The organism is Pontibacter anaerobius (assembly GCF_026241195.1).
Taxonomy (GTDB): Bacteria; Bacteroidota; Bacteroidia; order Cytophagales; family Hymenobacteraceae; genus Pontibacter; species Pontibacter anaerobius.
Genome location: NZ_JAPFQO010000002.1, coordinates 395,355 through 409,707 on the forward strand (window position 1 = coordinate 395,355; position 14,353 = coordinate 409,707).

General features: G+C 49.9%; 9 protein-coding genes and 1 pseudogene. 4 read left to right on the forward strand and 6 right to left on the reverse strand.

What is annotated here, in order from left to right:
- The first annotated feature begins 385 nt into the window (after window positions 1–385).
- The gene (locus tag OO017_RS05050; RefSeq protein WP_266051364.1) at window positions 386–2,227 is read left to right on the forward strand and encodes a DEAD/DEAH box helicase; all 1,842 of its coding nucleotides are present in this window, start codon (window positions 386–388) and stop codon (window positions 2,225–2,227) included.
- A gap of 288 nt (window positions 2,228–2,515) precedes the next feature.
- On the opposite strand, the gene OO017_RS05055 is transcribed toward OO017_RS05050, so the two are convergent.
- From OO017_RS05055 to OO017_RS05070, 4 genes are all read right to left on the reverse strand, one after another.
- Window positions 2,516–3,304, reverse strand: coding sequence for a DUF6544 family protein (locus tag OO017_RS05055; RefSeq protein WP_266051365.1), 789 nt, complete (start codon window positions 3,302–3,304; stop codon window positions 2,516–2,518).
- 114 nt (window positions 3,305–3,418) lie between these two features.
- Entirely contained in the window at window positions 3,419–3,868 is a 450-nt protein-coding gene (locus OO017_RS05060; protein WP_266051366.1) for a ferritin-like domain-containing protein, read from the reverse strand.
- 81 nt (window positions 3,869–3,949) lie between these two features.
- Window positions 3,950–5,173 (reverse strand): BaiN/RdsA family NAD(P)/FAD-dependent oxidoreductase, encoded by a 1,224-nt coding sequence (locus OO017_RS05065; protein ID WP_266051367.1) that lies wholly within the window; start codon window positions 5,171–5,173, stop codon window positions 3,950–3,952.
- 94 nt (window positions 5,174–5,267) lie between these two features.
- Window positions 5,268–6,098: an SDR family oxidoreductase gene (locus OO017_RS05070; RefSeq protein WP_266051368.1), complete on the reverse strand. Its 831-nt coding sequence runs from the start codon at window positions 6,096–6,098 to the stop codon at window positions 5,268–5,270.
- Between the two features lie 96 nt (window positions 6,099–6,194).
- On the opposite strand from OO017_RS05070, the gene OO017_RS05075 reads away from it, so the two are divergent.
- Window positions 6,195–7,652 carry a phytoene desaturase family protein gene (locus OO017_RS05075; protein WP_266051369.1) on the forward strand — a complete coding sequence of 486 codons (1,458 nt, stop codon included), beginning with the start codon at window positions 6,195–6,197 and terminating at the stop codon, window positions 7,650–7,652.
- 7 nt (window positions 7,653–7,659) lie between these two features.
- On the opposite strand, the gene OO017_RS05080 is transcribed toward OO017_RS05075, so the two are convergent.
- A complete protein-coding gene (locus OO017_RS05080; RefSeq protein WP_266051370.1) occupies window positions 7,660–8,091 on the reverse strand; it encodes a nuclease A inhibitor family protein in 432 nt (143 codons plus the stop codon).
- Between the two features lie 113 nt (window positions 8,092–8,204).
- On the opposite strand from OO017_RS05080, the gene OO017_RS05085 reads away from it, so the two are divergent.
- Window positions 8,205–9,080 carry an SDR family oxidoreductase gene (locus OO017_RS05085; RefSeq protein WP_266051371.1) on the forward strand — a complete coding sequence of 292 codons (876 nt, stop codon included), beginning with the start codon at window positions 8,205–8,207 and terminating at the stop codon, window positions 9,078–9,080.
- A 298-nt stretch (window positions 9,081–9,378) separates the two neighbouring features.
- Complete coding sequence (locus OO017_RS05090; RefSeq protein ID WP_266051372.1) at window positions 9,379–10,785, forward strand: S8 family peptidase; 1,407 nt, start codon at window positions 9,379–9,381, stop codon at window positions 10,783–10,785.
- A gap of 335 nt (window positions 10,786–11,120) precedes the next feature.
- Here the strand turns inward: OO017_RS05090 and OO017_RS05095 are convergent.
- Window positions 11,121–14,322: pseudogene (locus tag OO017_RS05095) on the reverse strand (efflux RND transporter permease subunit).
- Window positions 14,323–14,353 lie beyond the last annotated feature (31 nt).

The following is a 14,353-nucleotide window of genomic DNA, read 5'->3' on the forward strand; positions in this document are numbered from 1 at the left end:
GGTGTATTTTACTGGTGAATATAAACTTTTAACGAGTGGTGATTAAGTTAGTTGCCTTTATTTTATATTTATTTAGAATTAAAGCGTAATTTAAGAGAAAAATTTAAGTATACATATTTAAATTATAAAAATGAGTAAAAGGACTGATTTTGAGGGTGAAAATCTTAAAATGGTGTCCAATTAAGGATTTGTGGTAATTTATGGCAGGTATTAGTTAATTTGGAATTAAGTCAGTACCTTTGCACCTTATTTGGAACAGTCTGATTTACAGATAACTGGTTACTACACTGTTGGCTACTTAGTTGTTTTTATTTGTCGCTCTCTTAATTGCAGAGAATGGTTGATTAGCAGGCTGCCTCCAGATGTATCAGTTATAAAAAGTTAGATGAACAAAATCAGATTTGAAGAGCTTCCGCTTTCGCCGGAAGTACAGCGTGCCATCGCTGACATGGGTTTCGAAGAAGCCTCCCCAATCCAGACACAAGCAATCCCGGTTGTTTTAGAAGGAAAAGACATCATCGGCCAGGCCCAGACCGGCACTGGCAAAACCGCCGCTTTCGGCATCCCAACCATTGAAACCATTGACCCGAATGACCGTCGTGTGCAGGCGCTTATCTTATGCCCAACGCGCGAGCTGGCCATTCAGGTATCCGGAGAGATCCAGAAACTGGCAAAGTATAAGCCAGGAATCAGCGTGGTGCCTATTTATGGCGGCCAAAGCTACGACCGCCAGCTGCGCGCCCTTAAACAAGGTGTTCAGATCGTAATCGGTACGCCGGGCCGCGTGATGGACCACATTAACCGTGGCACCCTGCAACTGGACGGTGTGAAGAAGATCATACTTGACGAAGCGGACGAAATGCTGGACATGGGCTTCCGTGAAGACATTGAGTATGTGCTGGAGCGTATTCCGGAAGATCGCCAGACAATCTTCTTCTCGGCTACTATGTCTAAGCCGATTATGGAGATGACCAAGCGTTACCAGACCGACCCGGTTATTGTGAAAGTGGTACACCAGGAGCTGACCGTAACCAACATCGACCAGGCTTATTTTGAAGTACGTAACAGCGCCAAGCAGGAGGTTCTTTCCCGCTTGCTGGACATGTATAACATGAAGTCGGTGATCATCTTCTGTAACACGAAGCGTATGGTGGACGACCTGGTAAGCGGCCTGCAGGCTCGCGGCTATTTCTCAGACGCCCTGCATGGTGACCTGAACCAGAACCAGCGTACTGCCGTGATGAACAAATTCAGAAACGGTACCCTTGAAATACTGGTAGCAACCGATGTGGCTGCCCGTGGACTTGACGTAGAGAATGTGGAGGCCGTGTTTAACTACGACCTGCCGCAGGACGAAGAATCTTATGTACACCGCATTGGCCGTACCGGCCGTGCCGGTAAGTCTGGCAAGGCATTCTCTTTTGTAGGAGGCCGCTCGGATGGTTACAAACTGAAGGACATCATGCGCTATACCAAGGCGAAGATCGTGTTGCAGCAAGTCCCATCCCTGGAGGACGTAAACGAGATCCGCACCAATATTTTCTTCGACAAAGTGAAGGAAGTGCTGGAGAAGGGCCACCTGGCCAAGCACGTGGCGCGCATCGAGCGTTTTGTGAACGAGACAGAGGGCTACACCCCGCTTGACCTGGCTGCAGCGCTCCTGAAAATGAGCCTGAAGGAGCAGAAGGTGAAGGAGAAAGGTGCTGAGGCTGAAAAAGGCCTGAATGCTGCCAAAGAAGGTATGGACCGCCTGTTCATCACTATCGGTAAGAAAGACCGCGTACACCCACGCGACCTGATCGACCTGTTGGCGCAGAACTCCAGCATTCCGGAAGGGCGTGTAGGCGATATTGATTTGTACGACAAGTTCAGCTTTGTAGAGGTGCCAACCGAATACACGGCTGAAATCGTGGAGAGCATTGGACGCGTGGAGTATGATGGCCGTATGGTGATCGTTGAAAAGTCACAGAAGAAAGGTTCAGGCCCGAAAGAAGGCGGAGAAGACTTCGGCTTCGGTGGCGGCGGTGACCGTGGAGGAGACAGAGGCGGCCGCAGAGGCGGCGGCGGTTTCCGTGGCGGTGATCGTGACCGAGGTGGCGATCGCGGAGGTTTCGGCGGCGATCGTGGTGGCTTCAGAGACCGCCGTAGCGGCGGTGGCGGCGGCGACCGTGACCGAGGCGGCGATAGAAGAGGCGGCGGCGGCGGTTTCCGTAAAAGAAGGTTTTAATCTTTCATTTTGCTGAAACACTGCATTTTACTGCACGTATAAATAAATGTAATCAGCGCAAGAAGTGTTAAACTTCCGAGCTTGAAGAAAAGGCCGACTTGAAACGTCGGCCTTTTTGATTTAAAAATTTTTCAGAAAAGCATAACCTAATTTTAGCCCGTCCGTTAATAGAGTATCATAAAAAGGTTGGAAGATTAAGCTGACTGTTAACGCAGTTAGATATGACAAGGGTAACATCAGACGGATGTTGCCCTTGTTGTTTTTTAAAGGCTTTCATTTCTGTATAACTTAGCTTTTTGGGGAGCTCAGGTTATAGTCTACCTTTTTGATGATGGCCCTGAAGTACTCGAAATCCTGGTTATCGGGCATATGCCAGACCGCCCTGATTGATGTAGGCATTCTTATGCCGTTCCGCTCTTCAAATTTTTCATAAAAAGCAGACCAGGGCCTGCGCACATATTCTGCGCCCTCCGAGAAAAACCTGTCTTCTGTCTTGAACCTATGCAGCTGGTTGTTTTTGTTGAAGTAAAACTCTCCGGTTACTGTCATGCCTGCATCTGTTAAGCTGGCCTTTATGTGGTCGGCTGCTATAGCCTGCCAGCTAATGTTATTCTGCAGCAACGCTGCAGGCAGCAAGATTGATTCTGCCAGGTAAGTTACCAGAGCAGCACGGTCCATTTCCATCCCTGAGTTTTTATTGATTGTTAGGCCGGCAAGCTTCACGTGCATGTCTCCATGGCCGTGCTGGTACCTGTCTATGGCTCCAAACTGTACAAAACCATACAGTTTGCTCTGCAGTAGCGCAATACGGACAGGAGGATAGGCCGAATTGAATTGCTGACAGGTAAGGTGCAGCCATTTTTTGCCCGGCTTCATCTTTATTTCAGCGTCTTCAAAGTGTAACAGGATGTTTTGATGTTTTGGGCTCCCGATATACCCGCAGGACTCCAAGTAGTTCTTAAGTATAAAAGGTATGTTGTTAAAATCTTGATGCGTAAAATATTTACGTGGGTGATCCAAGTAGTTATCTGCCAGCGCTTCTTTCAACCCCTCCTCATATAACTTTCTAAGAGACATAGGCTTTATATTTAACTGAGAAAAAATCCCCTATAGTTATAAACGCAAACAAACAGAGTAAAGGGCACAAAAAAAGGAGCCTTACAGCTCCTTTTAGTGAGAGATTCGATATTTTTAGTCTCTAGCAGCATCTCGCAGTGAGCGGATGTGGTCGTGGGCGTGTTTCACATCCATGTACTGCTGCTCAATAATCTGCTTCAGCTGTGCAGGAAGGTCTTTTTCAAGAGCTTCCTTATAGGCTTTTACTGCATAGTCCTCGCCGCGCTCGCACTCTTCCAGCACGCGCACCCTGTCTCTAGAAGTAAGCGCAGATTTCAGGTCGATCCAGGCACGGTGCATGGTGCCTTCAATGGAGCTGGACTCATCATCTACGTGGCCCATTTTGTGCAGTTGATCCTGCAGCTCCGTGATCATGCTGTCGCGCTGCACGGCATACTTGCGGAACAGGTCTTTCAGATCCTGGTCCTCCACATCCTCCGATGCTGTTTTGTAGCCTTTGGCACCATCTTTACAACGCTCAATCAGGTGGTGTACAGTGGACTGTACTTCTTTATTAATTTCCATAGTTTTATCAGTTTTGTTCTAATATGCATTAATACTGATATGGAAGTGCTTTGGTTGCCAATTAGGGCGCTTGAACGAAATTTAAGCCAATGACTTGCCTGCCAGGTAACCGGTGGTCCAGGCAGCCTGGAAGTTAAAGCCTCCGGTAATGCCATCAATATCCAGCACTTCGCCTGCAAAGTATAACCCCGGCTGTAGGCGGCTTTCCATTGTTTTCATGTTCACCTGACGTAAATCTATGCCGCCGCACGTCACAAACTCTTCCTTAAAGGTCGTTTTACCGTTTACCGGCACCGGCATGCGCAGTAGTGCTTCTACCAGTTTATTTGTATTTTTTGCAGGGAGATCTGCCCACCTTACCTGTTCCGGTACTTCGGCAAGCTGCGTAAGTTCCTGCCAAAGCCGCTGCGGTAAACCAAAAAGGGAGTTGCCGGCTACTATTTTCTTCGGGTGTGCCTGCCGATACTGCTGCAGTTGCTCCCGCAGGCTTTCTTCGGTTTGCTCCGGCACCCACTGGATGAGGGCCGTGAAAGCATACTTTTGCTCGTAAAAATAACGGGCACCCCAGGCCGATAGCTTCAGCACCGCCGGACCGGAGTAGCCCCAGTGGGTGATGAGCAGCGGCCCCTCATACTCCAGCTTTTGTCCGGCAATACGTACCCGTGCATGCGGTACAGATACCCCCTGTAACTCTTTAAGCGGGGAAGAGGGGACGTTGAACGTAAACAGCGATGGTACCGGTTCCTGTATAGTATGGCCCAGCTGCCGCAGCCAGTCGTAGCCCTGGCTTTTGGGGTTGCCGCCGGTACTAACAAGCACCTTGTCGGCTTTTATAATTTCGCCGTTGCTGAGGTTAAGCAGAAAGTATGTTTTATTCCCGTCCCGGACAGGTTTTATACTTTCTACGGCTGCACTGGTTTTTATCTGCACCCCGGCTATACGGGCTTGCTGCTGCAGACATTCGATGATGGTCTCGGAGTTATCGGTAACGGGAAACATCCGGCCATCGGACTCAGCCTTCAGCTTTACGCCGCGCCGCTCAAACCACTCCACTGTCTCGCGAGCACCGAAAACTTTTAACGCCTCTTTCAGCTGCTTGCCTCCGCGCGGGTAATACTGCGAAAAAACGGTTGGCACAAAGCAGTTGTGGGTAACATTGCAGCGCCCACCGCCCGAAACGCGTACTTTAGAGAGCAGCTTGTTCGTCTTTTCCAATAGCAGCACCTTTGCCTGTGGGTTTGCCTCCGCACACGTTATTGCCCCGAAAAACCCTGCGGCTCCGCCACCGATTACTGCTATCTGCATCTGCTAATTTGCTCGTTAGTTTTTGGGAGGTGGCCGCTTTTATACTTTGTCATCAATGCTTCCCGGCGCATTACCCTCCATTTAAAAAGCAAAATTACGAAAAGAATGTCATTGGCTCAGGGTGGATGAACGTATACGACAGTTCATCCTTCAGTTTTTGGCTATTAATAAGCTTAAACTTTGTCTCCTCCATATCTGCAAACTCTGGTGGCGTAAGACTTAATGCTTGGGCTGTAGCAGTATAAAATTCCTTGCGGAGCGGGTGGCCATCGGCACAGGCGTTGTATACTTTGCCCCATTTTTCCTGCTCTAGAATACGGTAAAGGATATTCACGCAATCATCGAGGTGGATGAGGTTGACCGGGGCATCGCCGTTAAGCACATTCTTTTTACCAGCTAACCAGCGACCCGGCTGCCGGTTGCCGCCCACCAGGCCGCCAAAGCGCACAATGGTCGTAACCCAATCTTCCCGGTCCTGGAAAAGCAGCTCCGCCTGCAGCAGCATATTGTCAGGGTCTGCCTCTTCCGTAAAACTGATATCCTCTTCTGTAACCACCCTGTTCAAGTCCTGGTACACGGAGGTGGAGGAAACGAAAAGTATGCGGCTTACCAGCGAAGAGAGAAGGGCTTTCAGCAGGAGGTGCATCTGGCTTAGATAGGCCTCGCCGCCATCGGAGCGAAGGTGAGGGGGAATGTTCAGCACAAGCACATCAGCGTCCAGAAAATCCTCCAGTGCGGCTTTGTCAAGCTGTTCGCTGCCCAGGTCTAGCAGGAAAGGCTGTATGCCCTTCTCCAGCATCACCTCTATCTTCTCCGGGGTAGTGGTAGAGCCCTTCACGGTATAACCATGCAACATCAGTTGCTCGGCCAGCGGCATGCCCAGCCATCCGCACCCCATGATGCTGATTGTCTTTTTATCCTCCATCTTTTCTTCTTGAGTTTATACTTCCACAACAATACGTGCCCCACATGGTTTAGAATGGCAATACTTCTGTTAAAAGTGGCACAAAGTAAAGTATAAATGAAATATGATGTGGCGATAATTGGCTCCGGCTTCGGTTCTCTGACGGCGGCGGCCCTGCTTTCGAAGCGTGGGCTGAAGGTGTGCGTGCTGGAACAGGCCAAGTACCCAGGCGGCTGCGCCACTTCCTATAAACGAAAAGGCTACTGGTTCGAAACAGGCGCCACCACATTGGTTGGCCTGGACAAGCACATGCCGCTGCGCCATTTTCTGGATGAAACCGGTATTCAGGTGCCGCTTCAGCAACTACAGATACCGATGCAGGTACACCTGCCGGATGGGCAAACCCTAACCAGGCATGCCCACCTGCACGATTGGATTGCTGAAGCGGAAAGAGTGTTCGGTAAGTATAACCAGCGCCCGTTCTGGGAGCATTGCTTCAGCATGAGCCAGCAAGTATGGCGCTCCTCGCTGCAGCAGCAGAGTTTTCCTTTCTCCAATTTTAAAGATCTGCTGCTTTCGGGGCTACGTGCCAGACCCGGTCAGGTGAAGCTTTTGCCCGGGGCATTTCTGACGATGGAAGACGTGCTGCGCAAGTATGATCTGCTGCAAAACCAGTTGTTTGTCGATTTTGTGAACGAGCAGCTGCTGATAACGGCGCAGAGCTACCTGCCAGAGGTTAATGAGCTGTTCGGAGCAACAGCACTTTGCTACACCCTCTATAGCAATTACTATGTACCCGGTGGGCTGATCAACCTGGTTAAACCTGTGGAGCAATATATTCTTGCTAATGGATCAAGTATAAAATATGGCCAAGAAGTACAGGCGGTGGCAACTCTAGCTGATGGATACAGATTGGACACAAATAAAGAAAGCTTCGAAAGCAGGTTTGTGATCTCCGGGATTCCGTTGAACAATACGCTGCTGCTCTTTCAGGATCAAAAAACTAAGCAACGCCTAAAGCCATACTTGCTTGAGAGCGAACAATTGAACGGAGCGTTTACCATGTCGCTGGTACTGCGCGCTGAGGAGAAGCGGCAGGAGGTGCTGCACCACCAGGTACATGTGCCGCAGGGGGTCCCCGGAATAGGCGGCAAGAGTATCTTTATCAGCTTCAGCCATCCGCAGGATACCGCAAGAGCACCGGCAGGGGAGATGGTGGCCAGCATTAGCACCCATGTGCATGATCCGCAGCTGCACGTGGTCAAGGATAAACAAAGTATAGAAATGGCCATACTTGACGTGCTGGTTGAGCGCGGCCTAATCCGCAGGGAAAGTATACTTTCTGTACAGGCTGCGACTCCCGGTGCCTGGATCTTCTGGACCAAACGGGCTTACGGTGCAGTGGGCGGCTACCCCCAGTACCGCCGCATAAAGCCCTGGCAGATGAAAGATGCCCGTTTAGACCACCGCGGTGCCTACCTCTGCGGCGATACCGTGTACCCCGGCCAGGGAATTCCTGGTGTTTGCCTGAGCGGTATCATAGCTGTAAACAAGCTGCTGCAGGATCATTTTTAGGAAAAGGCTACTCCTCCTGTTCCTTTATCGTCGCTTCGTCCTGAATTACCATGGTGCGCAAGCCTGCGTATTTCCCTTTTTCTGCTCTGCCGAGTATGTATACTTCCGTTCCGATCTGGGAAATGCTGTACACTTTCACGTTCTGCAGCAGGCGCTTCAGTGTAGATGTTAAGTGCCGGAAGGCAGCCTTGCCGTCTGGCGTTTCTTCCCTCACATCGGAGTCTACGCCTTGCACCTGTTGCATAAATTCATCCAGTTCCTGCACCTTAACGGCCATACCCGAAGGTTTACCGGCGTGCTCCACTACATCGTCAGGTGTCAGCTGCTTGTCACCGGGCAGCTCGAGGTATACAAACTCGAAAGGGGCCTCTATCTCACTTTGCATCAGCAGCCCGTCCACAGCCTGCATCAGCTCTTTCTGTATTTGCTCTTTATTCATTTGCCTTTAATTTTGATAAAAGGAGTATATTGATAAAAATGAGATCAACACTATACTTATCTCTGGTTTAAACCTAGATAACGTATAGCCGCATAACCTTAAACGATAGACCTATGATTAAAGCTGAACCAATGTTAAAAGAGGGCGCTCTGAAAGGCAAAACCATCATCGTAACCGGTGGTGGTACGGGACTGGGCCGTTCTATGGTGAAATACTTTCTGGAACTGGGCGCCAATGCCGCTATCTGCAGCCGCAAGCTGGAAGTGCTCGAGCAGACAGCCAAAGAGCTGGAGGAGGAGACAGGTGGCACTGTTTTGCCCATCGCCTGCGATGTGCGCAAGTATGGCGAGATAGAAGCGATGCTGAAAGCAACCATCGACCGCTTCGGCAGCGTAGATGTGCTGGTGAACAACGCCGCCGGCAACTTTGTCAGCCCCACCGAGCGCCTGAGCCATAAAGCTTTTGACGTGATCACGGACATCGTGCTGAAGGGTAGTTATAATTGCACCCTGGCCCTTGGCAAGCATTGGATTGAGCAGAAGCAGGAAGCAGCCATACTTAACATTGTAACCACCTATGCCTGGACCGGCTCAGGGTATGTAGTGCCTTCAGCCTGCGCCAAAGCCGGTGTGCTGGCCATGACACGCTCGCTGGCATCGGAGTGGGCCAAGTATGGTATCCGTTCCAATGCCATTGCGCCTGGCCCTTTCCCGACCGAAGGTGCCTGGACACGCCTATTCCCAAAACAACTCGCCGAAAAGCTGGACCCCGTAAAAAGAATTCCTGTAGGTCGTTTCGGGGAGCACCAGGAATTGGCTAACCTAGCGGCATACTTAGTCTCTGATTATGCAGCCTTTGTGAATGGAGAGGTGGTAACCATAGACGGAGGGGAGTGGCTTTATGGTGCCGGGGAATTCAATTCGTTCGACCAGATACCACAGGAAATGTGGGATGCCATGGAGAAGCAGATGCGCGGCAAAGGCCAATAGTATAAAGCATTCGCTAACACAAGAGCCTCTGCTGTTATGGCAGGGGCTCTTGTGTTATGGCTATCTTTAACTTTTCATGTTTATTGAAATATCAATGGATTTACCCTATGTTACTTTTGGCATTTATTAACCCGTGAATAATGCGTGAATTACTAGTAACAAGTGAATTACAGCCTAGTAAAGAGGTGTAATCAAGTAGTTTATGCTATGTTACTTTAGTGGCAAACATTTCCTTGAGAACAGCAATAATATTTCTTCTATTTAGATTATTAAAATATCTCACCTAAAAATTAAGTACATGAAGAAAAATTATTTCAGAGTAGGTAAGCCTGCTCTTGCTTTAGCTGTTGTGTCGGCTATGTTTCTGACCAGCTGCGACAAAGAATCGGTTTTAGAGGATGACGCGTTTGCCGCGACTGATGAGGCACAGGCAAAGGGTGCTATTGGCCAGCAAATGGTGGCAAACGAAGTGCTGGTAAAATTCAAAGCAGGGACATCAAACGATGTAAAAGCAGCAGTGTTAACGCGCATCAATGGTAAGGTGAAGGAGCGAATTCTGACCAAAACGATGGAGCGTTTCGGCGACAAGGAAGGTTTGCACCTTGTGTACACCCCAATGGCAGCTCTAGAGGCTATCGGTAAAATTAAAGGTTCGGCAGAGATTGAGTATGCGGAACCAAATTACATTTACACACATAATGCAACTTCGTCAGATCCATACTTTACCAACGGTTCGCTTTGGGGTATGTACGGCGATGCATCTTCGCCTGCCAACCAGTTTGGCAGCCAGGCAGCCGAGGCTTGGGCAAGTGGCAGCACAGGTTCTGCCTCTGTAGTAGTGGGTATTATAGATGAAGGTATTCAGTATTCCCACCCGGACCTGCAGGGCCAGGTATGGACAAACCCTTATGATCCGGTTGATGGAGTAGATAATGATGGTAATGGCTATGTTGATGACACTCATGGCTGGGACTTTGATGGCAACGACAACGAAGTATACGACGGTGGCAACAGAGGAAGCCTTGACGACCATGGCACACACGTAGCAGGTACTATTGGTGCCAAAAACGATGGTGCTGGCGTGGTGGGTGTAAACTGGAACGTGGCCATGATCTCATGCAAATTCCTGGGTCGCAGAGGCGGCTCTACTGCCAACGCGATCAAAGCAGTCGATTACCTGACTGACCTGAAGAATCGCCATGGCATGAACATCGTAGCCAGCAATAACTCATGGGGTGGCGGCGGCTTCTCTCAGGCGCTTTACGATGCCATAGAACGTGCTCAGGCCAATGATATCCTGTTTGTGGCTGCAGCTGGCAACGGTGGCAGCGATGGCGTAGGCGATGACAATGATGCAGTAGCTAGCTACCCGTCTAATTACACGCTGGACAACATTATAGCTGTTGCGGCTATAACCTCTTCAGGCGCGAAGTCCTCCTTCTCTAACTATGGTGCTACTACTGTAGACATTGGCGCCCCGGGTTCTGCTATTTACTCAACCACAGCCTTTAACTCGTATTCGTCTTACAATGGTACTTCCATGGCAACTCCGCATGTAACCGGTGGCGTGGCGCTTTATGCTTCATCACACCCTGGTTCTTCTGCTGCTGCCATTAAGAGCGCTATCATGAGCAGCGCAGTGCCTACCTCATCTTTATCCGGTAAATGTGTATCTGGCGGAAGACTGAATGTAAGTGGCTTTTAATAGCTTAGGTTAAAAGTAATTTATACTTCAAAAGCCGTTCCTTAAGTTAAGGAGCGGCTTTTTTTATTCTTTGACTTGTAGCTAAAGGTAACAGCGCTAAGCAGTCTTACATGCCCTTATCCGACATGGCGGAAAGGCTGGAGGTAGCAGATTGGCCCTTATATGTTCGTTCAGGGTAGGTCATTATATTACCTGAAGTATAAAGTTTGTTGGAATACAGCGATATGAGGTAGCATGTACAATCAAAACTGAGTTTAACAAAGGAGGAGAAAAAAAACAGCCCCACCTCAGTAAGGCAGGGCTGCTTAACAATTTAAATAGGTTATTCTGGTAGTTTATTGGTGCGGATTGACATAGGCAGGATCTCCTCCTTCGTCTTCGTCAGGTGAGGTATTGCCTTGTGCCTGTAGCGCGGCCAAACCTTTTTTACCATAGGCCAGCCTGGTGATGACCACAAATAGTACCGGCACCACAAAGATAGCCAGAAACGTAGCGGCTAACATGCCACCAATTACCACCCAGCCAATTGTTTGCCGCGACACGGCACCTGCACCTGAGGCCAGCACCAACGGAACCACACCAAGTATAAAGGCAAGGGAGGTCATGATGATCGGGCGCAGACGCAACTTAACGGCTTCTATCGTCGCCTCTATCAACTCCATCCCCCGGTCCACGCGCTCTTTGGCAAACTCCACGATCAGAATGGCGTTTTTGGCGGCCAAACCGATCAGTGTGATCATACCCACCTGTGCATACACGTTGTTATCCAGTTTAGGCAGCAGGGTTAAGGCCAGGATAGCACCAAACATTCCTAAAGGTATGGCAAACAGGATGGAGAACGGCACCGACCAGCTTTCATAAAGGGCCGCCAGCAACAGCAACACCAGCAGGATGGATAGCGAGAAAATATAGATCGTGCTACTGCCGGCGGCAAGTTCTTCGCGGCTGAGGCCGGTAAATTCGTAGCCATAGCCTGCCGGTAATACCAGCTCTGCCACTTCTTCCAGGGCCTGTAAAGCCTGGCCACTGCTGTAGCCAGGGGCTGCGCTACCGTTAATATCCACGGAGCGGAACAGGTTATAGTGTGAAATCACCGGGGCTCGTTCCTCTACTTCTGTCGTTACCAACGCACTTAACGGAACCGATTCGCCTTGCCTGTTCATTACATAGAATTGCTTCAGGCTTTCGATATTCATCCTGAAAGAGGTGTCGGCCTGGGCCACCACTCTAAAGTTTCGTCCGTAGCGGGTAAAGTCGTTTACATAGCGGCTACCCATAAACGTTGACATGGTGGCATACACATCCGCTATATTCACGCCCAGTCTTTTGGCTTTCTCCCGATCCACCTCCACGTGGTAGCCGGGGGTTTTGGCCGTAAAGAAGCTGTAGGCCATGGCAATCTCCGGGCGTTGGTTGGCGGCTGCCAGGAACTGGCCCATTACCTGCTCCAATGCTTTTACATCACCAGCCTGGCGCTGCTGCAGCACAAAGCTGAAACCACCGGACTGGCCGAGACCAGGTATGGCCGGAGGAGCTACCACAATGATATTTGCCTCTTTGATCACAGCGAATTTCTGCTGCAGCGCAGCCATCACTCCCTCTAACTGGTCAGCTTTCTCCTGCCGCTGGTCCCACGGCTCCAGCTGCAGGAAGATGGTGCCACTGTTTGACTTAAAGGAGAAGTTAATGGCGTTCAAGCCGGAGATGGCAGTGTAGTTTCTTATAGCAGGCACTGTTTCCATAATCTCACCCATCTGCTGCAGTATCGCCTCTGATCTGGACTTTGAGGCACCTTCCGGTAACTCCATGGAAACAAACATGCGGCCTTCGTCCTCAGTAGGTATAAAACCGGTTGGTTTATTCATAAACAGGCCTGTTGTACCCACATAAAGGCAGGCAAGCAGGATAAGCACCAGCGGCGTAGCTTTTATACTTCTGCGTACACCCGCAGAATAAGATTCCGTAGTGCGGGCAAACCAGCTGTTAAATCGGTAGAAGAACCTGTTAATACCTTTCGAGTTCTTGTTCACGTTCATCGGCTTCAGCATGAGCGAGCACAAGGCAGGCGTAAGCGTAAGGGCCACGAAAGCGGAGATAAGTACCGAAATGGCAATGGTGATCGCGAACTGCTGATACAGCCGGCCTACGATACCAGGTATAAAACCTACCGGAATAAATACTGCCGCAAGTATAAGCGCAATGGCAATTACAGGTGCCGTAATGTCTTTCATGGCTTTGCGCGTTGCCTCCCGGGCCGAAATCCGCTCATGGTCGATGTAGTGCTGTACAGCCTCTACCACCACAATGGCATCATCCACCACGATACCGATCGAGAGTACGAAACCGAACAGGGTGAGCGTGTTGATGGTAAAGCCCAGCGGTATAAAGAACACGAATGTACCGATAATAGACACCGGGATTGCCAGGATAGGCACCAGGGTGGCTCGCCAGCTCTGCAGGAACAGGAATACAACGATAATAACAAGTATAAGCGCCTCCACCAGCGTTCGTACCACCTCGTTAATAGATGCCTCTACAACCGATACAGTCTCAAAAGAAACAATATAGTCTACATCGGCAGGGAAGGATTCTTTCAGTTCATCCAGTGCGGCATAAATACCTTCTGCTGTGTCGAGGGCATTACTGCCCGGTGCCTGGTAGAGGAGCAGCATCGTGGCAGGGTTACCGTTGATACGGGCTGATCTGCCATAGTCGAACTGGCCAAACTCAATCCTGGCCACGTCGCGCAGGTATACTATAGAGCCATCAACCGGATTAGTTCGAACAATAATATTCCCAAACTCTTCCTGGGTCTGCAGGCGCCCGGTCACTGTAATCGGGTACTGGAAAGCCTGCGAGCTGTATTGCGGTGCACCACCCACTGTTCCGGCAGCCACCTGCAGGTTCTGCTCCTGTATGGATGCAGTAACCTCGCTTACTCCAATGTTATACTGCGCCAGCTTATCCGGCTGTAGCCACAGGCGCATACTAAAATCCTGGCCTATGGAGAAAATATCACCCACGCCCTTTACACGCATCAGGGCATCTTTTACATAAATATTCGTGTAGTTATCCAGGAACTGCACATCGTGCGTGCGGTTCGGCGAGTATATACCGATCACCATCATGATGCTTGGGTTACGCTTGCGAACAGTTACGCCCAATCTTCTTACCTCTTCCGGTAGGCTGGGCTCTGCAATACTGGCTCGGTTCTGCACATCAAGGGTGGCAATATCTATGTCAGTGCCAATCTCAAAGGTTACTGACATACTCATTTGGCCGGTACTGGTATTGGTAGACGTGATATAGGCCATGCCAGGCGTACCGTTGATCTGTGTCTCAACAGGAGTGGCCAAGGTCTGTTCCACCGTCTGCGCATCTGCACCAGTATAGTTTGCAGAAACAGATACCGTAGGAGGGGAGATATCCGGGTACTGCGTAACGGGCAGGTTTAACATGGCCAGCACACCCACCAGCACGATCACGATGGAGATCACGATGGAGGACGGGCCTTCTTATAAATACATCTGAAATCATGTTTCTTTAATAAATTCGTTAGCAGGTTAAT